This is a genomic window from Prauserella endophytica (genome assembly GCF_005146945.1).
GTDB lineage: Bacteria > Actinomycetota > Actinomycetes > Mycobacteriales > Pseudonocardiaceae > Prauserella_A > Prauserella_A endophytica.
Genome location: NZ_SWMS01000012.1, coordinates 63,480 through 84,339 on the forward strand (window position 1 = coordinate 63,480; position 20,860 = coordinate 84,339).

Genomic DNA, 20,860 nt, shown 5'->3' on the forward strand with positions numbered 1-20,860 from the left:
GGGTGGTGCCTGTGTCACGGTGGGGTCTCTCGCAGCACGTAGCCGACGCCGCGCACCGTGTGGATCAGCCGGGGCTCACCCTCGGCCTCGGTCTTGCGCCGCAGATAGCCGACGTAGACCTCCAGGGCGTTGCCCGAGGTGGGGAAGTCGTAGCCCCACACCTCCTCCAGGATGCGGCTGCGCGTGAGCACGTGCTTCGGATAGGACATGAACAGCTCGAGCAGGGCGAACTCGGTGCGGGTCAGGCTGATCGGCCGCTCGCCCCTGCGCACCTCGCGGGTGCCGGGGTCCAGGGTGAGGTCGGAGAACGACAGCACCTCGGAGTGCTGCGAGTTCTGCGACTCCGCACTGGCGCGACGCAGGAGTGCGCGCAGCCTGGCGAGCAGTTCCTCCAGTGCGAAGGGCTTGGGCAGGTAGTCGTCGGCGCCCGCGTCGAGCCCGGAGACGCGATCGGAAACGGTGTCCCGCGCCGTGAGCACCAGAATCGGCAGGTCGTCGCCGGTGCTACGCAGCCTGCGGGCGACCTCGAGGCCGTCGAGCCGGGGCATCATGACGTCGAGCACCATGGCGTCCGGCCGGTCACCGGTCACCTTCTCCAGCGCCTGCGCTCCGTCGCTGGCGACGTCGACCTGGTAGCCGTTGAACTCCAGTGACCGCCGCAGGGACTCGCGAACGGCCCGATCGTCGTCGACAACGAGAATGCGCATGGGAACAGTCTTACCGCTTGAGCTGAGACTGTCCTTAACGCGGCGTCACTCGACCAGGCCACCCCGGTAGGCCAGCAGGGCGGCCTGGACGCGGTTGGCCGCGCCGATCTTGGAGAGCACGGCCGAGACGTAGCCCTTCACGGTGGCCTCGGAGAGGTGCAGCGACCCGCCGATTTCGGCGTTGGACAGTCCCTGGCCGATGAGCCCAACCACCTCGCGCTCGCGCTCGGAGAGCGAGGCCAGCAGCTTGCGAGCGGGAGCGGCGGCACGCTGCTCGTCGCGGTGGGCGTTGACCATGCGAGCGGCGACGCTGGGGTCGAGCACGGCCCCGCCGCGGGCCAGGTCGCGCACGGCCCGCACCAGCACGGCGGGCTCGATGTCCTTCAGCAGGAACCCGTTGGCGCCGAAGCTCAGGGCGAGGCTGACGTAGGAGTCGACGTCGAAGGTGGTGAGCATCGCCACCCGCGGCGGCGCCGGCAACGCCTGGATCGCCCGCAACGCCCGGATACCGTCGTCGGGGGCGCGCATCTTGATGTCGAGGAGGGCGACGTCGGGCTGGTAGCGCCGGGCGGTCTCCACGGCCGATCTGCCGTCAACGGCCTCCCCGACGACCTCGATGTCCGGCGCGACGGACATCATCGCCCGCAACCCCGACCGGACCAGTTCCTCGTCGTCGGCGAACATGACCTTGATCAACCGATGCCTCCGCGCCGCGTCCAAGGGGCTAGTTACCCACTGGTAGTCTGGGTATTACAGTGAGCAACTCGCGCGTAGTCAAGGTCCGCCTCACCCACGCGCGGCCGGTACGGCTAAGCTAAGGCCCGAGCACGACCAGCCTCCGTAGCTCAGGGGATAGAGCACCGCTCTCCTAAAGCGGGTGTCGCAGGTTCGAATCCTGCCGGGGGCGCCCAGGTCAGAGGCCCTTTTTGCAGGCCAGAGCCGATTCGCGTGGTGCCGTACGTGGTGCGAGTACCGTATTCTCGCACCATGACGGGCACCAGGTCGGCGCGTCAGAAGCGCCAGCGAGGCGAGGTAGAGCGGCTACCGAGCGGGGCACTCCGCGTCAAGGTCTACGCGGGTGTTGACCCGTTGAGCGGCCGTCGTCACTACCTGCGCGAGACCGTTCCTGCCGGACCGAAGGCTGAGGACGAAGCGGAGAAGGTCCGCATCCGGCTCGTCAACGAGGTCAACGAGCGGCGCAACCCGCGCACGAGCGCGACCGTGAACCAGCTCATGGACCGCTACCTTGAGCTGCTCGACGTCGACACCACGACCCGCCAGCGGTACGAGGGCGTTATCCGCACCCACGTGCGTCCGCTGATCGGCAAGCTGCCGCTGTCACGACTCGACGCCGAGACGTTCGACTCCTTCTACAAGACGCTCCGGACCTGCCGCGCGCACTGCGGAGGCCGCAAGTTCGTTGAGCACCAAACTCAGGGCGAGCACAACTGCACCGAGAAGTGCCGACCCCACCAGTGCAAGCCCCTGTCCCTCGGGACCATTCGGAAGATCCACTGGTGCTTGAGCGGCGCATTCAAGGACGCGCTGCGCTGGAAGTGGATCACGATCAACCCGCTGGACCAGGCAGACGCGCCCAAAGGACCCACACCCGACCCCAAGCCGCCGACGCCAGCAGAGGCCGCCGCGATCATCAACGAGGCGTTCAAAGACCTTCGCTGGGGCATGTTCGTCTGGCTCGCGATGACGACCGGCGCCCGCCGAGGAGAGCTGTGTGCGCTCCTCTGGGATCGGATCGACCTAGACAACGCCGTTCTGTGGATTCGCGGCAGCATCGCACAAGATGGGCCGCGCACATGGGAGAAGGACACCAAGACGCACCAGCAACGGCGAATCGCCCTCGACGCGGAGACGGTCGGACTCTTGCGCGCCTACCGCCAGTGCTGTGACGCGGAAGCTGCGCTTGTCGGAACAACCCTCGCGAAGACCGGCCGCGTCTTCTCCCCCTCAGTAGATCATTCGACGTGGCTGAAGCCCTCGACCGTCTCGCAGCGGTACCGGCGAATGTGCGAGAAGCTCGGCTGGGACATGCACCTTCACCAACTCCGCCACTACTCGGCAACGGAACTCATCTCGTCCGGCGTCGACGTGCGCACAGTCGCCGGTCGTCTCGGTCACGGAGGCGGCGGCGCAACCACCCTCCGCGTCTACTCGGCATGGGTCGCAGAGGCCGACCAGCGTGCAGCGGGCAAGTTCACCGGCCGTATGCCGCAGGCGCCGATCGCGATTGACGCTTCAGGCAATCCCAACTCCACGCTCGAACCCGAAGCCACCAACCCTTATCAGAAGATCGCTGCGGACCTTCGCGGCGCGATCATGGCAGGCGTGCTACGCGTCGGCGACCCGCTGCCGCCGGTTGCTGAGCTCGCCAACCGGTACCACGTCAGCGTGGGTACGGCATACCGCGCCATCGCGGAACTTAAGGCCTCCGGACTTATCACAGTCCGCCGGGGCAAACGCGCCGTGGTAACTCAGACCCAAGACCTAGCCGATGCGGCAATTATCGAACTTCCACGCTGAACCCTGGCGTTGCGCAGCTCTCATTTACAGGATGCCGATCGGTCCTAATGGCCTCACCCAAGCCACCAGGGCCGAGAATCCTTGGTCGTAGACAAAGCTTGATGCGTATCGGCACATGACAGGTCGCGAACCCCCACTTAAAGGCCCGCCGCGACCGCTCCCCTCGACACACGCACGACAGGACGCACCCGTCTGGTAACAGAACACACACCTCGGACCGATAGCACATCAGCCAAGCGCTGGTATCCGCCAGCAAATTGCAAAGAAGCTGAAAAGAGTGTGAATGATTGCCGACGTCGACCAATTGCCTGAAGGATCAACTTGGTTCCGATGTGCGTTGCAGGTTAATCCCTTCACCTACGTCCAGAGGTACGGAAAGGCCAATACGCCTACTTTGGACGAAGAGACATACAATAATTCACTCGTAGACGCACTCCTAGAGAACTCAATCTCAGTGATAGGAATAACCGACCACTGGTGTATTGACTCTGGAAGCACTCTGCGATCTCTGGCGTCAGAAGCCGGAATAACGGTATTTCCCGGGTTTGAAGCGACAGCGAAAGACGGAGTACACCTCCTCGTATTGTTCGACCCCGCAGCAAACGCAGCTAATATAAATCGCATAATCGGCGAGTGCGGCATCCCCGCAGATTGCCGTGATGCGAGGCCTGGCAAGCTCGATACACAAGAGATGCTTGCAGCTGCCGAATCGTGGAATGCAGTGGTTATCGGCGCACACGTCACCAGCGGTGGCGGGTTACTAGTAAAGCTCACCGGCCAGTCAGCTATTCAAGCTTGGACCGATCCCCGACTTCATGCAGCTGCCCTGGGGGGCGGGACTCTCAAACAAGCTCATTCTGAAATAATCAACAATAGGTCTGCCGCTTACAAGCGAGACCATCCTATAGCGATACTCCGAGCAGCCGATATAAATAGCCCGGACGACCTCCGCAAATCCGGAAGCACCTGCTGGATCAAGCTGTCCAGTCCAACTGTCACCGGTTTGGACCTCGCGTTTCGAACTCCCAAGACTCGCGTTCGCACAGACGACCCACAAGTGACAGCGCATTCTCGCTTTATCGGAATGGATTGGACTGGAGGCTTCCTTGATGGTGTCAGAGTGCGGTTTAACGAATCATTGAACGTTCTAATCGGTGGACGCGGCTCGGGAAAGTCCACAATAATTGAGAGCCTGCGATATGTCTTAGGCATCCCCCCGCTTGCCAAGACCTCGAAAAATGAACATGACGCAATGATTAAGAACGTCCTTGGCTCTGGCACAAAAATCCAATTACATGTGCAGCTGCGAACACCTGCGGTTGATAACTTCCTAGTTGAACGAATTGTCGGAAGCCCCCCAGTTGTTCGGGACTCACTTGGCACCATACTTAGTTCCAAACCATCGGATCTCCTTGACCACGCGGACGTCTTCGGACAGCGAGAACTCGCGGAGCTAGCGAGAGATTCCGAACTACTCACGGAGCTACTTGCCCGGTACCTGCCTAAAGGCCTCGACGCTGACGGCGAAACCGCTCGCACACGTGCTGACCTTGAACGGTCGCGGACAGACATCCTTCGATGCAGGGAGGGTATGGCAATACTCGAGCGTGAGATCTCACAGATTCCGATTCTTGACGAGCGCCTCGCGCGTTTTGATGCCGCCGGTGTCGGGGACAAGCTAGAAGCGCAGGACAAGGCCCAGCATGAAGAACAGTTACTAAAGCGCGCAGTCGATTCGCTCGGTCCGATCGATTGGCAAGGCTGGCAAGTTGAAACAACCTATCTGGGCGACATGGAAGCAACCGATCTTCCACGACGTCCGCTCCTTCAGCAGGCGCAGCAAGTTCTCGACAGGTACAACAACGCCGTCGTGGCTGCCGCGCAGGCTGTCGAGTCAGCGCGGGTTCAGGCAAGAGCCGAACTTTCCGAGGTTCAGGAGAATTGGACCAGTGAAACCGAGCCCATCAGAAAAGAACTGAACAAGGTCTTACGCCAGCTTCAGCCCGACGGCGTCGACGGGAGCGAGTATCTAAAACTTCGACGTCAGCTCAGCAGACTAAAGCCGAAGAAAGGAAAGTACGATCAGGCGAAGGAAGAACTGACCGACCTCAAAGCGAAGCGGGAAGAGCTTCTCATACAAGCTGAGGAACACCGAGCTGCACGGCTACGTGCGCTAAAGAGCGAAGCCAAAAAAGTCGGCAAAAGATTACCTGGAACCGTGCGGGCGACCGTAAACGATGGAGGCGACCGATCTGCACTCACAACGCTGATTGACAACCGCGTTCGGGGGCGACTGGATCTCGTGCGCAATGCCATACACACAGATAGCCTCCTATCACCAAGAAGTCTAGCTACAACGATAAGAGGCGGAACGGCCGGCATACTCACGCGGTTTTTAGGCACAGTCACGCCCGCGCAGGCCAATACATTAGCAAAAGCTGACGAAGAAACACTGATGCTAATAGAGGAGGTGGAACTCCCGATTAGCACGGATATTGAGTTGAATGTTGGAACTAAGGAATCCCCAGCATGGAGGGGTTTAGATCATCTATCGACCGGGCAAAAAGCTACAGCACTGCTGCTACTTCTGATGCATCGAGGCGACGGGCCCCTTATTATTGATCAACCGGAGGACGACCTCGACAACAGATTCATCTACGATGATATAGTCCCTCGTATACGTGAGGCGAAAGACAACAGGCAGTTACTTTTCTCCACGCATAATGCGAATATTCCAGTACTTGGCGATGCTGACCAGATCATCTCACTAATAACGGAGGACGGCGACTCAGGAATAGCTGGTCGAGTAGTGGAAGACGGCCTAGGTTCAATTGACCATCCGTCCGTTCGGGCGATGGTGGAAGAGCTTTTAGAAGGCGGACGAGAGGCCTTCAATACACGACGTTATCTGTACGGGTTCTAATAATATCCGAGCTGGAACGTTGGGTTACTTGATTACGATTCAGACCGCGTATCAGGTAACCCAGCATCCAACGCCAACTGGGTACATTTCTCAGTTTCGCTGGTTTCCGCGATATCAGTTCACGAGGTCGGGGAAGATGGCCACCTGACGGTCATAACCGTGGAGTCCTCGATTGCTTCCCATGAATGGTCGACTCCTGGGCCCCACATTGCGTAGTCGCCTTGTTGTGTGAAGGTTGCCGCGCCCTCAGTCGACTCGACGCGGAAATGCCCGCCGATCAGCATCACAAGCGTCGTGCGTTGGTCGTCCGAGGTCCATTCCGGGCGCTTGTCGCCCTTGGGATGGTGCGCCCACTTGACTTCTACGTCCTTGGTCGACCGGACTCCCTGCGAGGGGTCAATGAAGTGCCCGACGATCCAGCCGCGCGTGTCCGCGCCGTCTTCGGCGGCGTTCCCGGTGTGCCAACCTGTGGTCACTTCAGCTCCCATTCGACGTGCGGTAACCTCACGCGGCGTCCGCCCAACTCCGCAAGGCGCCGGAACCCTTGGAGCACAGCGAACAGTCCTTCGTTGCTCCACGCTACATCGTCGAGCAACTCGGACAGCAGGCCGGTATCGAGTGTGGAGTATCGACGTAGGTTGGAAGACTCCCAGTTCGCCTCGATTTGGCCACCGAAACGCACCCAGAATTCTTCGTCTTCGATGACGATCAGACTTGGAAACTCATAGTTCCCGCTGACAAGGTTCAGGCCGAACCCAGTGCATTCCAGCCGGAAACGTTGCTCCACGGGATTTTCCAGCAACCATCGCATCGGCTGCGACAGCCGACTGGAATGCATCGGATCGGCACTGCGCTGTTCGCCCACGGTGTTGTCTACGTCGTCGCGCCCGAACAGTTCCTCTTCCATCTCCCGTAGGAGTGTGGCGCCAACCTGGGTGTCTCCACGGAGATCGGCTACTGGCTGGTGGAAGCCTTTTGGTATTACGGCCAGTTGGCGGTTCGCGTTGACGACGCTGCCGGAACGTTGCTGTACAAGGATCAGGTAGTCAGCGTCGCCGTGAAGACCACGCGGGCGTGCGATGGCGCAGAGCGCGAGGACACCGCCTGCACACAGCCGCCCGTCAAATCGAGCCACCGACGCGAGATCAGGCAGGTACTGATCACGTAACGGCAGCCGACCGGGCGTGAGGCTGCCGTCGGCCGAGATCGCGTCGAGCAACTCACCTTCGAGAAGGTCCATCGTGAGTGCGTACTGTACGAACGGCGCGAGGCCGAGAGTGCCGCTCAGTTGCGGACCTTCGATGTCGATAGTGCGCAGCCGGTACAGCGGCATGTTGACGAGTCTGGTGCCGAGTTCCAGCGTCTCAGCAAGCCGCCGGATAGCCGCTTCGACAGTCCGGCCGTCGAGGGGCGTTGCCGCCGGAGGCGACGCGTGGTCGAACCTCAGATCGTCCGAGCCGCCCAGTAACCGACACTCAAGATCAAGCCAGTCAGGGCGCGTCAAGATCGTGGTGTCAACCAAACGTTCGCGATGATACTTCGCGGCGTAGGTGCCGTATCCGCTCGGCTCGCTTCCGTAGTAGGCAAGCAGGGAGCGTGTGGCCTGTGCGTGGCTGATTTGTCCACGCCGGGCGCCTCGGTCACGAAGGGCGCGCACGTCGAGGTCGGCAAGCTGAGCCGCAACTTGGCGGCGGCTGGTGCCTGGGTTCCAACCGGCGTACGTATCGAGCCATTCGAGCGCTGCGCCAACGTGAGGGTCGTCGGCCAAGCGCAACTCGGCATCCGCTCTGGCCTTGTCGTCGGCCGCCGGTTCCGCCGACCGCTGCGACGGCGCGTCGCCGACGAGTTCCGCGAACCGTGTTAGGACAACGGGAGATGCCCTCTCGTAGGCGGTATCCAAGAGCTGTTGCATCTCGGATTTTGGCTTCAGCGTTGGCTTCTGGTGCCAAGAAGCAACCGTTCGAACACCGATCCCAAGATGCTCCGCGAACAGTTCATTGCTGAGTCTCAGCGCATTCTGGAGCGCACATGCGGTGCGACCCGTCCACGGTGCTGCCGCCATCTCTTACGGCTCCTGCGGGGAACGTGAGGGCTTGATGTGCTCTATCAAGGTCGCGAGCCCAGCCTGAACGTTGGACAACTGCTTCTCGATCGCATCCAGCCGCCGTTCCATCGCTTCCAGCCGGGTAGAGAGATCCCGTTCCGTAGAAACTTCCAAGCCCGGCGGCTGGCGACCATGAAGGACTGCCTCGAGGTGCTGAGGGTGCCAGCCGAGCGTGATCGACAAGGATTCGAGGGTTCGCGGGCTACGCTTCCGATTAACCGTGTTCCGCTGAATTTCGCGGACTATTGCTGACGAGACTTGCGACCGTTCCGCAAGTTCGCGTTGCCGCCATCCGAGCTCTTTCACACGCTCGTTAATGGCCTTCGCGACCGCAGCCCAGTCTTCTGACACGTACTCCTCCGCGCTCCGTTACAGCGCCGACGTTAGCGGATTGCCGTCAGGCACTCCCGCATTAGGAACAGGCAAGGCAAGTCGCCGGCTCGATATCGACTATTTCATCGATGTATCGATGAAATAGTCGATATCATCAACCGTCGAACGGGCTGGCCGAGCAGGGGTTGGCTAGCTCGCGCAACGCACCCGTTAGCCCTCACAGGATCTGCGAAAACAGCAAAGCGCATGGTTTCTGCATTGATCGTGCATTTGATGTGCACTGGATATGCATGGTTGGTGGACGCGATTCCTCGTTGAATCGAAGCCATGGAAAACAAAAGCGAGGAAAACCTCTGCGGAGGAGTTCCAGAAACCAAAGAAATTCGCAATAATCGTCCGGACTTTTATACCGTCAGGGAAGCGGCTGAAGTTCTTCGGATTGGAGCGTCAACCCTCTACCGGATCATCAGGGAAGGCGATTTTCCAGCAGTCCGATTGCGATCTCGCTACGTCGTCCCTGCGGAAGCTCTGGAGCAGTTGCTAGCGGAGGCCAAGGCGACGGGCAGCGTCGTCGACCCCAGCCGCATCGCTGCCGAGCGACGGATGGCGCGGGAGGTCGCTCGCATGACTGGAGGTGCGTCGTGGTAGAGCCTGAGGACTTCGACAACTTCGACGACTACTTGGTCGCGCTTGCCGTGGAACTCGATCGCTACGCCGATGTTCCGGATGACGTGCTGACAGACATCGTTCGGCGCGACGGCTCGTGCATGTGGGTCTACACCAATAGCGAGATTCCGGAATGGACAGGCAACGATCTGACGGATCGGGAACTGGCCGCGAGGATCTGTGCCAGCTGCACCGCTCGGTTGGCTTGCCTGGAACTGGAGTTGCGCACAGCTGGCCCGTTGACGGTTGGCGTGTGGGGTGCCCTGTCCGAACAGGACCGCCGAGCGCTGTACATGGTTTGGCTGGCTCGCCGCGAGAGCAGGCACGGAGGTGGGTTGTCATGAGCCTGCCACCTACGCACCTACTTGTTGCTGCGGGTATTCTGCTCGGCTGGGTCTTGCTGTGGAGGATCGCTGCGTGGAAGCGACGGCGGTCGCTCGACGCCACGAGGTCGAGCGACCGGCTGCTGTCGTTGTTTGGCCGAGTGGTGCTTACGGCCGGACTGATCGTTGGCGTCCAATGGGTCGTGATCGTCACGGCTGGTGGCAATCGCGCTCTAGTGGTCGCGGTTCTTGGCATCCCAGCTCTGTTCGCAGCGTACGCGCTGACGAAGGCTTTAACGGTCAAGACCGTCGTAGATACACCTCGTGTTCGGGGTGGTCGGCGATGACCCGGCAACGCTACTGGGAAGGGGTGGCCGCCTCTGGGCGGCCACCCGCCGGCCCCACGGACGAAGCGGCCTTCCGAGTGGAGCGTGTACGTGAGCAGGTGGACCGGCTGTGCTGGGCCGGGATCACGATGGGGCTGGCGTTCACGATGACGAACGTGCAGCATTTCGCGGCGGCTGGTGCACCTGCGTGGTCGTTGCCGTGGCTCGCCGCATGGCTGCTCGATCCCACGGTGTCTCTCGTACTGATCGCGATCCTGCGTGCCGAGCAAGTCACCGCGCGGTACGGCGTGCGGATGGGACCGTGGGTGAGGCGCGCGAAGTGGTTCACTCTGGGTGCGACGTACGTCATGAACACCTGGGCATCGTTCGTGGCCGGTTCATGGGCCGGGATCGTGTTGCACTCGGTCCCGCCTCTGCTCGTGTTCATGGCAGCCGAGGCCGTGACCGACCTTCGGGACAAGCTCACCGCAGCCGCCCTGGCTGCGCTACAGGAATCGAAGCCAGCCTCGACCGGAGGTGGGTCACATCGAACGGAGATCAGGACACACGCCGGTGGCCGCCGGAAACTCTTCGCGGACTACCTGACTGAGGCGCGCCACGCGTGGACGCCCGGCATCGAGATCACGCCCGCATGGGTGCGGCAGGTCACCGCGTGCTCGCGCGGCTTGTCGTCTCGCCTGGCGGCCACGCTGGCAGCCGAGATCGCGGAACGGGAGGCCAACCCGTGAACACCTACGACAGACAGCACGGTGCGGCTGTGAACGGCCGCCATGAACGCTCTGTGCTAGAGCCCAAGGTGTTCGATGCGGAGTTCGCGCCCGGCGAGCAACCGGCCGCCCCGAAGGGTCGTCGGCCCACCCTGGCGTGGCTTCGATCGTTCGTGCGGTACTGGTGGATGGCACCGCGCGTGGCACATACCCGTGCGGTGATCGCGTACCGACTCCGGAAGCTCCCCCGCGACCTCGCACGCCTCTTGTGGTTCGTGCTTCGCGGTCACGGCCGCTGGATCGCCAAGGCGTGGACTTGGGCAACGTACGGCGATCTTCGCGCCGATGCCCGTGCCGCGCGGCTCACAGGTGACGCCGAGGCCCGGCGAAAGGCGCAAGAGTTGATCCGTGCGGACTCGAAGGCCCGCTGGGGTCGCGCCGCGATCGTGCTGCACCGCTGCGTGGTCGCCGCTTCGGGAGTCGCGCCTGTGGCACTCATGCTCTGGTGTGTGGACTCGTGGATGGCGCGAACCGACATGTGGCCGTGGCTGGCCGAACTGCTCGGCCTGATCGATCGCGGGTGGGATGTACTCAAGGCCCTTGCGTCCGTGCTGCTGCTCGTCGCACCAGTTGGTTGGCTTGTCGCCGCTGCATGGGAGGGGCGTAGCCGGGAACCGGGTACCGGCTGGTTGACACAACCTGATCGCGAGGACGCGGATTCATGGATCGATGAGCGGATGGTGTCCAAGGCGCTCGCACACCTTGGCATCTCGCCGCTGAACACCTTCTTCAAGAACGGCGGAGACCTGCTGTACAGCGTCCCAGCCCGGCGAGACGGCAACGGCACCTACGTCCAGTTGCGGTTGCCATTGGGCACGACGGCGGACATGGTGGCCGACCGGCGCGACAAGCTGGCTGCCAACCTCGCACGGGCCAAGCTGGAAACCTGGCCCACTGAAGGCGACGAAGCCGGAGTGCTCGATCTGTGGGTCGCTGACAAGGGTGCGCTCGCGGGCGGCGCCGGAGAATGGCCGCTGCAGTACGACGGGCAGGCCGATGTCTTCGACGGCGTGCCGTTCGGCCTCACCCAACGTGGCGTGGTCGTCAACGCGCCACTGATCGAGGCGAACTGGCTGATCGGCGGCAGGCCCGGTCAGGGCAAGTCTGCGGCACTGCGAACCCTACTGCTGGGTGCCGCGCTCGATCCGAGCGCCGAGCTGTGGATCTTTGTCATGGGCGAGTCGCCCGACTTCGATCCGTTCCAGCCGCGCACGGCTCGCTATCGAATGGGCATGGACGACGCAGTCGCGGAAGCTGCCGTCGCTGCGCTGGAAGACCTGCTGACGGAGATGGAGCGGCGCGGCAAGGTACTCGGCGAGCAGCCAGGTAGGCCGCCGAAGGTGTCACGCAAGCTCGCTGACAAGCCCCGTCTGGTTCTGCATCCGCTGGTGTGCGCGATCGACGAGTGCCACGAGCTGTTCCAGCATCCCAAGTTCGGCAAACGTGCCGCTGAGCACGCGGTGCGGCTCATCAAGCGCGGACGGAAGTACGGGATCGTACTACTGCTGGCAACACAGTCCCCGACGAAGGACTCGATCCCTCGCGAGGTCACCCGCAACGTTTCTTGCGGAGTGGCGTTCTCGGTAGCCGACCAGGTCGCGAACGATGGGCTGCTCGGCTCGGGCAGGTACCGGGCAGGCATTCGCGCGACCGACCTACGCATGAAGACCGACCGGGGCACGTGCGTCGCGGTTGGCGTTACGGATGCAAGTTTCGATCTGATCCGGACGTTCTATGTACCGTTCGAAGACGAAGTCGACATGGTGACACCGGTTATCGAACGCGCTCTCTCGATCATGAGCGAGGACGGGCGGGCAATCGCGGGCAACGCACATCCGGAGATCGAGGCCGCGCCGGTCGATCACCTCGCAGACGTGGCGACGGTAATGCGGGACGAACGCCGAGTACCCACCAGGGTTGTGCTCGCCCGACTCGCTGAGCACAACGCTGCCGAGTACGAACGCTGGACCTTCTCCGATCTGAAGGCGATTCTCGGCGAGTCCGGCTTCGGTCCCAGAAAGTCGGGCGGTGTCCAAGTTGTGCGCGCAGAGGATGTACGAGAGGCACTCACTCGGCGCGCGGCGCCTCAGGAGGAATCGGGCTGACAGCGAGGGAAGCGTGAGGGGCGTGGGGAGATCTCCCCACGCCCCTCACGCTGCTTTGTCCCCACGATGACCAGGGAAAACGTCGTCCAGGGAACCAAGTTGGGCTTCGATTCCGGTTCGGCGATCGCTGCTGTTTCGCGGTTCGCAGTAGCAGCGCTGTCCCTCCCTCTCCGTGCGCCGTCAGGTATCAACCTCCGCGTCCAGTTCGCGCTGGCGAGCAAGGTCAAGCAACTCAACAGCGACTCGGAGCAGCGTGCGCCCGGTCGCTTCAAGATGCAGATAGTCGTACGGGTGATCAGCGTCGAGCTGCCGCTGCAACACATCGATGCCGAACCGACTCCGCTTCTCGACGCATCGGTCCTCGTACGCCTCGCGTGCTTCCCGCATAGTCGAGATCTGCTCGGGGCGGCGCGTGGCCATGTCCAGCTCCGGCTCAGGCTCGAGCCAGTCCGACAACACCAGCGAACCAAGCACATCCTGTGCTGCCTGTCGCTGGTCTTCGTTGCCGTCCAGTGCCTCCTTGAGCTTCAGCCACTGCGAAGTGTCCAACGCCGCGTAGTACCCACCAGGATCGAAGTTCAAGCTCATTACCCGTACCCCCCGAGCCGAGCAATGCAGGCCGTGCACTCCGCACCCGGAGGCGCCAAAGCCGACACCGTGATCACTTCGTGTCCGCAGACAGCCGCGTACTTTCCGTCTGTCCGGCCAGCCGCAAACTCCTCATCGGTAACCGCATGGTCCCGCCCATCCACTGCGCAGCGGTACCACGTCACGAACAACTGTCTGGTCGCATTCACCGATTCACCTCCCAATCGCCAGTGCTGATGTCACAAGCCCTGACACAACCCACTCAGGAGCTTCACGAACAGAGCAGCGATGTAGGAATCTCGTCGCGAGAATGTTGCAGTTGCCGCCTTCACCTGCAGAAATACCGAGTCAGTTGATAAGCTAAGGCAGGCTGGAGCAAGTAGGGAGGTGCGCGGCAGTGCCTACGAGACGAAGGGGCCTTGCAGCCGCGCGGAAGTCGGCAGGTCACACGCAAGAGAGCCTTGCCGCTGCCCTCAAGGTCGACCGGTCGACCGTCATCCGCTGGGAGGCGGGCGACTATGCGCCACTTCCCTACCTCCGGCCCAAGCTAGCGCGACTGCTGCAGCAGACACCAGAGCAGCTTCGCAACTTGATCGACGTCAACACTTTCGAAGCGCCAGCAAGCCTCAGCCCTGACGTCGATGCGGCTTGTGGCTGGCTCGACGAGCAGCTCGGCTGGACACCCGGAACGAGCGCATGGCGAGTCACCGCCCGTCTACCCAAGACACGACGCGAGCTACCGGCTCGACGTGCGCGCCGCGCCCGAGTGCCCCGCAGCCAAGTCACGAGCGCGCTCAAGGCGTACTACGGAGACGATCCCGACTACTTCGCTTACACAGCCAATGTGGCAGGCCGCGAGATCGAGACGAGCATCCTTACTCGCCCGGACTGGCTCGACGTCCAGATCCCGCTGACAGCCGAAACGGAGCACATCACGCTCGTCCAGTCGAAGAGCTACGACTCATCAATCGACATCGAACCCGAACCGGCCCTTGACCGGCTCGCCGAAGTGGAAGTCTCAGGAATCCGGCTCACCAACGAACCCATCTATCGCCTGCTGAGCGCCGCAATGATGCCCGACGGCATACACGCAACCGTTGGCCTTGCCGACTTCGCAGAGTACGCCCTGACCATGGACCTACTCGAAAACGAGCTGCTCGACGCTCTTGCGGAGAAGCGCACGGTCGAACGTGGTTCACTCCCCCTGCGAGACAGGTACCTTCCAACCATCACGTCCGTCATCGACCTGCCGTCCAGATTGTGCGCGGGCGGAATCGTTGCCTTGTCCGCGATCGCGCGTCCCGCTGGACCGCATCGCGACGCTGACTACGCTCTGCTGGTCCAGGAGCGCTCGGCCCTCGTCGTAAACGCCACGCAACAACTCACGGTGATTCCCAAAGGGTTTCATCAACCGCTGACGGATTATGAAGCCGATACCTCCTTGCGCACCACACTGCTGCGCGAGATCGAAGAGGAACTGTTCGGCCGAAGCGATCTCGATAGCACCATCGACTCAGCTCGGGCCATATCGCCGATGCACCCTCGCCGCATGTCTGAGCCAATGCAGTGGCTTACCTCCCAGGAGGCGGGGTACTTGCGGTTGGATTCCACAGGGTTGGGGCTGAACCTTGTCAGTGGCAACTTCGAATTCTCTTGCCTCGCAGCCATCGACGCTCCAACATTCTGGTCACGGTTCGCCGGGCACATCGAAGCCAACTGGGAAACCAAGGGGCTCAGGAGTTGCTCCAGTCGCGACGATCATGCACTGACGCATCTACTAACCGGAAAATCTTGGAACAATGAAGGACTCTTCGCCTTTTGCCAAGGCCTGGATCGCCTGCAAGTAGACCGTACCTAGCGCAGCAAGTCGCGGTGAGGGCAACCCCTACGCTTGGGCACCGTCGCCCGGATGCTCGTCAGTTGGGTCAACCTTGACCGGCTCTGTAGACAGTATTTTCGACGTCAATGCCTCTCGCTGTGCGCGAACCTCTGCCAGCTCGGCACGCCTGCGTTCGTCCTTGGCATGGCCATCACGAACCCAGACTGCCATGCCACGCTGACCAACGCCTTCTCGCCATTTCTCCACGGCGTCGCGGATCTTCTTCAATTCCTTTGCAACGTTATGAATATTGTATCGGACAACGTACTGCGTCGATTCGAGTGCTGCAATATCGAGCGAGTAAGTATACGCGTGCTCTTTCGTTCTGCGTTCACCCTTGCGGGCTAGCTTTACTGGGCCTTGACTAGTAAAGTTTACGGTGAGGTCGTAGTGATTTGGCAGTTTGGTCTTGGCGCGAGACGTCGAGAAATCGAGAAGACTTCGCCACTCCTGGCCGGGAACAAGAGTCTTGATGACGGCTGGCATCTTTACCTCTTCAACGTTTCCAGCGTCGTCCTTACTGCGCTCCAAGACTGGTTCACTCGATATACAAATATCGAAAGCAGCAGTGTTTCCAAAATTCTTGACAACAAGGTCGATACTCGAGGTCACGTAATCCAATTCCAGAAATACAGCAACGTACGGTTCGGCCTGTTCCTCGCGAAGTCTTCTTGCCTCATTCACCTGTCGCCAAGCAAATCCAGCTGCGATCAGCGCGACCAAGAGCGTACCGAGAGCCGCCATAGCCGACCACGTGGCAGCGGTCGCCTCTGCCCACGGAAAGGCGATCGGATGGACGGCATTAGTTGAGAACATGCCTGCACCGTCGTTTCCCGGGTGCCAGCCGTTACTGAGCGAGTGTCAGACACTACGCAGTCACTCACGGTGGCTGGGCAGGACCAAATCCGATCGGCCCGACGGCCGCCAAGCGTGGTGCGACTTGTGGTGCGAACTCTAGGGACGAGAGGCTCTTGCGGGTCGTGGTGCGGCGGCAGCGGGAACAAAAGTGCAGGTAGATACCACTGAACCAGCGGAGAAGTTCCCTCCTAAAGCGGGTGTCGCAGGTTCGAATCCTGCCGGGGGCGCACACCCCCTGGTCCAGAGCTGACCAGGGGATCTACGGCGAACCTCCCCACGTTCAACCCTTGTCTTTGGGATTCGTGATCGGTGGCCGCTCGGCCAGCGCCGGACCAGCGTCCTCGCCCACCACGCCACGTTCCATGTAGTCCTCCTGCGTCGTGCTGATGCGCTCATGTCCGAGATAGTCGGCGATCTCTCGAGCCGTCAGCCCTGCGTCATCGAGGACGCCCGCGACGTAGTGCCGGAAGTCATGCGGGTGCAGGCCCTCGAAGGAAGTACCAGCGACCACCTGGCGGATGCGCGCGCGGGTGTTGTCGGGGTCGCGCAGCGTGCCGGTTGACGAAGGGAACACCCACGGCGAGTCGGACTCGGCATGGCGTCGCTTCAAGATGTCCATCACCCAAGCTGGCGGGCGTATGGTCCGCATGCCCGCGACGCTCTTCGTGTGGTTCTGGACGAACAACCCTTGCCCGGTCACCCGGTCCACCAGGTCGACAAGGTCCCAGCGCTCAGCCTCAGGTGAAGCGTGGAAGACGCCCACGACAGCGCCGATGGCGCGGCCGTTGACCGTGCGCTCCTTGCGGTGCTTCATCTTGCCCAGGCTTTCGATCTCTCTGACGACCGGCCGACACCGACGTTCACACGGAATCGAGCCTGTTGATCAGGCTGGGCGCGGCGGGTCAGCTCGAGCGTGCCGCTGACCAGGAAGAACTGCGGGGTTCAGGGTGACCGTCAGGGTGTGCTTTCAGGGTTTCACCGGGTTGGCACGCCGGGTGAGCGCTGGCACTGTCACCGCATTCCCGTGACACGCAGGAACCAGCGACCGTCTACCAGTCGAAGGGCTGACATCGATGAGCGAGCGGCTTTCTCCCGACGCCCCAATCAAGCTAGCCATGAGCGTCGACGACATATTGCAGTTTCGCGGGTTGCCGTACCCGGACGGCTATTCCGCGCACCGTGTTGTCCGTTCGCTGTGCCGGTCGTTCGCAAGCCACGGCCTTCCGGCGGTGTACTCGTTTTCCAACACCTCGCCGGCTGAGGCGGACAGCGACCTGTTCCGGGCGTTCGACGCATGGTGCGAGGCCGGCAACCATGTCGGCAATCACGGGCACTACCACGCGAGCCTGAATTGGGTGGACCCCAAGCAGTACATCGAGGATATCCAGCGCAGCGAGGAGCTGATCGGTCGATGGCTCGGGCAAGCTCCCACCCGGTACTTCCGGTACTGCATGGACATGTGGGGAGACACGGAAGCCAAGACGAACGAGGTTCAGGCCTACCTGGCCAGCGCCGGGTATCTGCCGGCACCGGTGAGCTGCTGGTTCTACGACGCCCAGTTCATCGTTCCGTACTGGCGCACCCTGGTCGCGGGTGACGACGAAGCACGCCGCTGGGTACAGGACAAGGTCGTGGAATCCGCGGTCTCGCAGTTGAAGAGCCAGTGCGCGGCGGCGCGGAAGATCCACGGCCGAGACCCCATCCACATCGGACTGATGCACGGTACCGCGGTGATGGCCGATACCGCGGACCGGATCCTGGAGGCTTACCAGGACCTGGGCGTCGAGTTCGTCACACTCGAGGAGGCTATGGCGGATCCCGCCAACGCCATCCACCCGCCGGTGACGACAAAGATGTTCCGTAACTCGACGCAGAAATGGGCGGAGTACGCCGGTGTGGACGTGGAAGGCACACCGCCGCGGAAGCTGCTGGCGGAGGTACGCGCGGTCACTCCGGTGGACGGCATGAGCGAGGAAGAAGTACTCGGCACGATCATGTTGAACGCCGCGCAGGCGTTCGGCGCACAGCCGGCATTCGACGAGTTCGACTGGTAGCCGCGGTGCCAACGGAGGACAGCGCGGCCGGGTATTTCTCGGTCGGCGGTAAGACAGCGCTCGTGACCGGAGGCTCGCGCGGGATCGGGTACATGATCGCCAGTGGCCTGGTCGATGCCGGGGCGCGGGTACTGGTCTCGTCCCGCAAGCCGGATGCCGTCGAAGCGGCCGCGAACGAACTGGCCCGGCGCGGTGATTGCCGGGCGGTCGTGGCCGATGTCGCCACCGGCGAGGGGCGGCATGCCCTCAGCGACGCGGTACAGCAGTACGCCGGCGGTGCGCTGGATGTGCTGGTTAACAACGCGGGTGCTACCTGGGGTGCGCCCATCGACGAGTTCCCCGAACATGGTTGGGACAAGGTGCTCGACACCAATGTGAAGGGTGTCTTCCAGCTGACGGTGGCGCTGCTACCGGCGTTGCGTGCCGCCGCGACCAGTGCCGATCCCGCGCGGGTTATCAACATCGGCTCCACGGCTGGGCTGGTCGTACCCGAGCTGGACAACTACTCGTACAGCGCCAGCAAGGCCGCCGTGCACATGCTGACCCGCCACCTGGCCAGGCATCTGGCGGCGGAAGCGGTCACCGTCAACGCCGTCGCGCCGGGCTGGTTCGAGACGCCGATGTCGCGACACCTGCTGGACGACCCCGAGCACCGTGCGCGGCTGCTCGAACAGATCCCGCTCGCCAGGACCGGCGAGCCTGGTGACATCGCCGGCATCGTCCAGTTCCTGGCGTCCCGGGCCGGTTCCTACCTCACCGGCACCGTGATCCCACTCGACGGTGGTGTGAGCGGGTGTAGCTGAACGGCACCGCGAACCCTCCCCGATCAACGACGAAGAAGGGTGTATGCGATGGACAACGCGACTACCTCCACCAATGCCCCCGGGCTGCACGCCAGCACGTTGTGCGAGGCGTTTCAGCGCACCGTCGAGCGGTTGCCCGACCAGCCTGCGCTGCGCACGCCGGGCGATGAGGTGCGGCTGACTTGGCGGCAGTACGCCCGCCGGGTGCGGCGTATCGCCGAAGCGCTCGCGTCGCTCGGAGTGCGCCGGGGCGATTCGGTCGGCATCATGCTGGCCAACCGGCCGGAGTTCCATCTGATCGACACGGCCACGCTGCATCTGGGTGCCATCCCGTTCTCTATGTACGTGACCTCGGCGCCGGAACAGATCGCGTACGTGCTGGACAACGCGGCGTGCCGGGTGCTGTTCGTGGAAAGCCGCTTCCTGCCGCGGGTGCGCGGAGCAGCGACGCCGTGGCTGGAGCACATGGTGGTCATCGACGGCGATGAGGGTCTCACTCTCGAGCGGCTGGAGGCCGGCCATGCGCGGGGCTTCGACCTTGCCGCCGCAGCCCGACAGATCCGACCCAGTGACCTGGCTACGGTGATCTACACATCCGGGACAACCGGGCCGCCCAAGGGCGTGGAGCTGACCCACGCCAACATGATGTACGCGATCCGCGGCTGTGACAGCCAGGTGCGGTTACGGGTCGCTGGCAGCGCCGTTTCCTACCTGCCGCACGCGCACCTCGCCGACCGGCTGGTGGCGCACTATGTCCCCATGGCAACGGGGGCGGAGACCACGACGGTGGCCGACCCCGCCCAGGTCATGAGCGCCCTACCCGGGTGCCGGCCGTCGATGTTCATGGCGGTGCCCCGGGTGTGGGAGAAGCTGCGCGCCGCGCTGCTCACCGGTTTCGCGAAAGAGCCACACGAGCGAGCCGAAGCCATCGACCGCGCTGTCCGTACCGGACTCGAGAAGGTCCGCGCGGAGCAACGCGGCGAGGCCGTCCCCGCCGAGGTGCTGCGGGAATGGCAGCGGGCGGACGAGACCATCTTCGCCGGAATTCGGGAACGCATCGGGCTGGACAGGGCCGATTGGATCATCAGTGGTGCGGCGCCGATCCCGACGGACGTGGTGGAGTTCTTCTACGCGATCGGTGTCCGGGTCTGCGAGGGTTGGGGCATGACCGAGACGAGCGCGCTCGGAGCCATCAACCGGCCGGATTCGATCCGCATCGGCACCGTGGGCCCACCCATGCCGAACACCGAGCTGCGTTTGGACGTCGACGGCGAAGTGTTGGTGCGGGGGCCACACGTCATGCGGGGCTACCGGCATGACGCTGAGCGGACCGCAGAGGTGCTGAGTTCGGACGGGTGGCTGCGCACCGGCGACATCGGGCGGCTCGACGATGCCGGACACCTCGTGATCATCGATCGCAAGAAGGACCTCATTATCAACGCGGCCGGCAAGAACATGTCACCTGCCAACATCGAGGCAGCACTGATGAACTCCTCGCCGTTGATCGGGCAAGCGTGCTGTATCGGCGACGCCCGGCCGTTCAACGTTGCGCTGCTCGTGCCCGACCCGGACAGCGCCGCCACGGTGGCCCGCTCCCACGGCCTATGCGGCACGTCGCTTGCCGACCTGATCGGCGGTGGATTTCTCGACGAGGCAATCGCCGCCGCCGTGGAGCGTGCCAACGCCACACTGTCCAGAGTGGAACAGGTCAAGCGCTACCGCGTGCTGCCCGTCGAGTGGCTACCGGACGGGGACGAGCTCACCCCGACGTCGAAGCTGAAACGCAAATCTATCGCGGCGAAGTACGCCGACACCATCGAGGAGCTCTATGCCGACAGTTGAGCCGGGCCACTCGCTCGCTGTCG

At 62.7% G+C, this 20,860-nt stretch carries 18 protein-coding genes and 1 tRNA gene; 11 read left to right on the top strand and 8 right to left on the bottom strand.

Annotated features, from left to right (window positions below; all coding sequences use genetic code 11):
* Window positions 1–14: 14 nt before the first annotated feature.
* Window positions 15–707, bottom strand: a complete 693-nt coding sequence (locus FCN18_RS21475) for a response regulator transcription factor (protein WP_112276457.1) — start codon at window positions 705–707, stop codon at window positions 15–17.
* Window positions 708–752: 45 nt separating this feature from the next.
* Window positions 753–1,403, bottom strand: coding sequence for a response regulator (locus FCN18_RS21480; protein ID WP_110343351.1), 651 nt, complete (start codon window positions 1,401–1,403; stop codon window positions 753–755).
* 138 nt (window positions 1,404–1,541) lie between these two features.
* Between FCN18_RS21480 and FCN18_RS21485 the strand changes: the two genes are divergently transcribed.
* The 3 genes from FCN18_RS21485 (at window position 1,542) to FCN18_RS21495 (ending at window position 6,168) form a co-directional block, all read left to right on the top strand.
* A tRNA-Arg gene (locus FCN18_RS21485) sits at window positions 1,542–1,614 on the top strand.
* An 80-nt stretch (window positions 1,615–1,694) separates the two neighbouring features.
* Window positions 1,695–3,245, top strand: a complete 1,551-nt coding sequence (locus tag FCN18_RS21490; protein WP_137095947.1) for a tyrosine-type recombinase/integrase — start codon at window positions 1,695–1,697, stop codon at window positions 3,243–3,245.
* A 283-nt stretch (window positions 3,246–3,528) separates the two neighbouring features.
* Window positions 3,529–6,168, top strand: a complete 2,640-nt coding sequence (locus FCN18_RS21495) for a TrlF family AAA-like ATPase (RefSeq protein ID WP_137095948.1) — start codon at window positions 3,529–3,531, stop codon at window positions 6,166–6,168.
* A gap of 119 nt (window positions 6,169–6,287) precedes the next feature.
* On the opposite strand, the gene FCN18_RS21500 is transcribed toward FCN18_RS21495, so the two are convergent.
* From FCN18_RS21500 to FCN18_RS21510, 3 genes are read right to left on the bottom strand one after another with little or no spacing between them, the layout of a single operon-like run.
* Entirely contained in the window at window positions 6,288–6,644 is a 357-nt protein-coding gene (locus FCN18_RS21500; RefSeq protein WP_137095949.1) for a signal peptidase I, read from the bottom strand.
* Window positions 6,641–8,230 (bottom strand): transcriptional regulator, encoded by a 1,590-nt coding sequence (locus tag FCN18_RS21505; protein WP_137095950.1) that lies wholly within the window; start codon window positions 8,228–8,230, stop codon window positions 6,641–6,643. Before FCN18_RS21505 ends, FCN18_RS21500 begins: the two co-directional genes overlap by 4 nt.
* Before the next feature lie 3 nt (window positions 8,231–8,233).
* Window positions 8,234–8,623 carry an XRE family transcriptional regulator gene (locus FCN18_RS21510; protein ID WP_137095951.1) on the bottom strand — a complete coding sequence of 130 codons (390 nt, stop codon included), beginning with the start codon at window positions 8,621–8,623 and terminating at the stop codon, window positions 8,234–8,236.
* 309 nt (window positions 8,624–8,932) lie between these two features.
* On the opposite strand from FCN18_RS21510, the gene FCN18_RS21515 reads away from it, so the two are divergent.
* The 4 genes from FCN18_RS21515 (at window position 8,933) to FCN18_RS21535 (ending at window position 12,813) form a co-directional block, all read left to right on the top strand.
* The gene (locus FCN18_RS21515) at window positions 8,933–9,253 is read left to right on the top strand and encodes a helix-turn-helix domain-containing protein (protein WP_137095952.1); all 321 of its coding nucleotides are present in this window, start codon (window positions 8,933–8,935) and stop codon (window positions 9,251–9,253) included.
* On the top strand, window positions 9,247–9,615 hold the full coding sequence (locus FCN18_RS21520) for a WhiB family transcriptional regulator (RefSeq protein ID WP_228714067.1): 369 nt from the start codon (window positions 9,247–9,249) through the stop codon (window positions 9,613–9,615). The genes FCN18_RS21515 and FCN18_RS21520 overlap by 7 nt, the downstream gene beginning before the upstream one ends.
* Window positions 9,616–9,937: 322 nt before the next feature.
* Entirely contained in the window at window positions 9,938–10,669 is a 732-nt protein-coding gene (locus tag FCN18_RS21530) for a hypothetical protein (protein ID WP_137095954.1), read from the top strand.
* Complete coding sequence (locus FCN18_RS21535) at window positions 10,666–12,813, top strand: FtsK/SpoIIIE domain-containing protein (protein WP_228714068.1); 2,148 nt, start codon at window positions 10,666–10,668, stop codon at window positions 12,811–12,813. The genes FCN18_RS21530 and FCN18_RS21535 overlap by 4 nt, the downstream gene beginning before the upstream one ends.
* A gap of 180 nt (window positions 12,814–12,993) precedes the next feature.
* Here FCN18_RS21535 and FCN18_RS21540 read toward each other — a convergent pair whose 3' ends face one another.
* A complete protein-coding gene (locus FCN18_RS21540; protein WP_137095955.1) occupies window positions 12,994–13,401 on the bottom strand; it encodes a hypothetical protein in 408 nt (135 codons plus the stop codon).
* Window positions 13,402–13,798: 397 nt separating this feature from the next.
* Here FCN18_RS21540 and FCN18_RS21545 point away from each other — a divergent pair, with 397 nt between their 5' ends.
* Window positions 13,799–15,259 (top strand): helix-turn-helix transcriptional regulator, encoded by a 1,461-nt coding sequence (locus FCN18_RS21545; protein ID WP_137095956.1) that lies wholly within the window; start codon window positions 13,799–13,801, stop codon window positions 15,257–15,259.
* Between the two features lie 27 nt (window positions 15,260–15,286).
* Here FCN18_RS21545 and FCN18_RS21550 read toward each other — a convergent pair whose 3' ends face one another.
* A complete protein-coding gene (locus tag FCN18_RS21550; RefSeq protein WP_137095957.1) occupies window positions 15,287–16,096 on the bottom strand; it encodes a hypothetical protein in 810 nt (269 codons plus the stop codon).
* A 322-nt stretch (window positions 16,097–16,418) separates the two neighbouring features.
* Window positions 16,419–16,952, bottom strand: a complete 534-nt coding sequence (locus tag FCN18_RS40240) for a tyrosine-type recombinase/integrase (RefSeq protein ID WP_228714069.1) — start codon at window positions 16,950–16,952, stop codon at window positions 16,419–16,421.
* Window positions 16,953–17,211: 259 nt separating this feature from the next.
* On the opposite strand from FCN18_RS40240, the gene FCN18_RS40245 reads away from it, so the two are divergent.
* The 3 genes from FCN18_RS40245 to FCN18_RS21570 all read left to right on the top strand — a co-directional run bounded on the left by FCN18_RS40245 (window position 17,212) and on the right by FCN18_RS21570 (window position 20,837).
* On the top strand, window positions 17,212–18,192 hold the full coding sequence (locus FCN18_RS40245; protein ID WP_137095958.1) for a polysaccharide deacetylase family protein: 981 nt from the start codon (window positions 17,212–17,214) through the stop codon (window positions 18,190–18,192).
* Between the two features lie 62 nt (window positions 18,193–18,254).
* Entirely contained in the window at window positions 18,255–18,995 is a 741-nt protein-coding gene (locus FCN18_RS21565) for an SDR family oxidoreductase (RefSeq protein ID WP_228714070.1), read from the top strand.
* A 48-nt stretch (window positions 18,996–19,043) separates the two neighbouring features.
* The gene (locus FCN18_RS21570; protein ID WP_113645182.1) at window positions 19,044–20,837 is read left to right on the top strand and encodes an AMP-dependent synthetase/ligase; all 1,794 of its coding nucleotides are present in this window, start codon (window positions 19,044–19,046) and stop codon (window positions 20,835–20,837) included.
* Window positions 20,838–20,860: the final 23 nt, after the last annotated feature.

What these genes read in the sequence shown, in the direction of transcription:
- FCN18_RS21475 (WP_112276457.1), bottom strand. Translation starts at nt 707, where the DNA reads ATGCGCATTCTCGTTGTCGACGACGATCGGGCCGTTCGCGAGTCCCTG.
- FCN18_RS21530 (WP_137095954.1), top strand. Translation starts at nt 9,938, where the DNA reads ATGACCCGGCAACGCTACTGGGAAGGGGTGGCCGCCTCTGGGCGGCCA.
- FCN18_RS21540 (WP_137095955.1), bottom strand. Translation starts at nt 13,401, where the DNA reads ATGAGCTTGAACTTCGATCCTGGTGGGTACTACGCGGCGTTGGACACT.
- FCN18_RS21550 (WP_137095957.1), bottom strand. Translation starts at nt 16,096, where the DNA reads ATGTTCTCAACTAATGCCGTCCATCCGATCGCCTTTCCGTGGGCAGAG.
- FCN18_RS21495 (WP_137095948.1), top strand. Translation starts at nt 3,529, where the DNA reads ATGATTGCCGACGTCGACCAATTGCCTGAAGGATCAACTTGGTTCCGA.
- FCN18_RS21515 (WP_137095952.1), top strand. Translation starts at nt 8,933, where the DNA reads ATGGAAAACAAAAGCGAGGAAAACCTCTGCGGAGGAGTTCCAGAAACC.
- FCN18_RS21490 (WP_137095947.1), top strand. Translation starts at nt 1,695, where the DNA reads ATGACGGGCACCAGGTCGGCGCGTCAGAAGCGCCAGCGAGGCGAGGTA.
- FCN18_RS21505 (WP_137095950.1), bottom strand. Translation starts at nt 8,230, where the DNA reads ATGGCGGCAGCACCGTGGACGGGTCGCACCGCATGTGCGCTCCAGAAT.
- FCN18_RS40245 (WP_137095958.1), top strand. Translation starts at nt 17,212, where the DNA reads ATGAGCGAGCGGCTTTCTCCCGACGCCCCAATCAAGCTAGCCATGAGC.
- FCN18_RS21570 (WP_113645182.1), top strand. Translation starts at nt 19,044, where the DNA reads ATGGACAACGCGACTACCTCCACCAATGCCCCCGGGCTGCACGCCAGC.
- FCN18_RS40240 (WP_228714069.1), bottom strand. Translation starts at nt 16,952, where the DNA reads ATGAAGCACCGCAAGGAGCGCACGGTCAACGGCCGCGCCATCGGCGCT.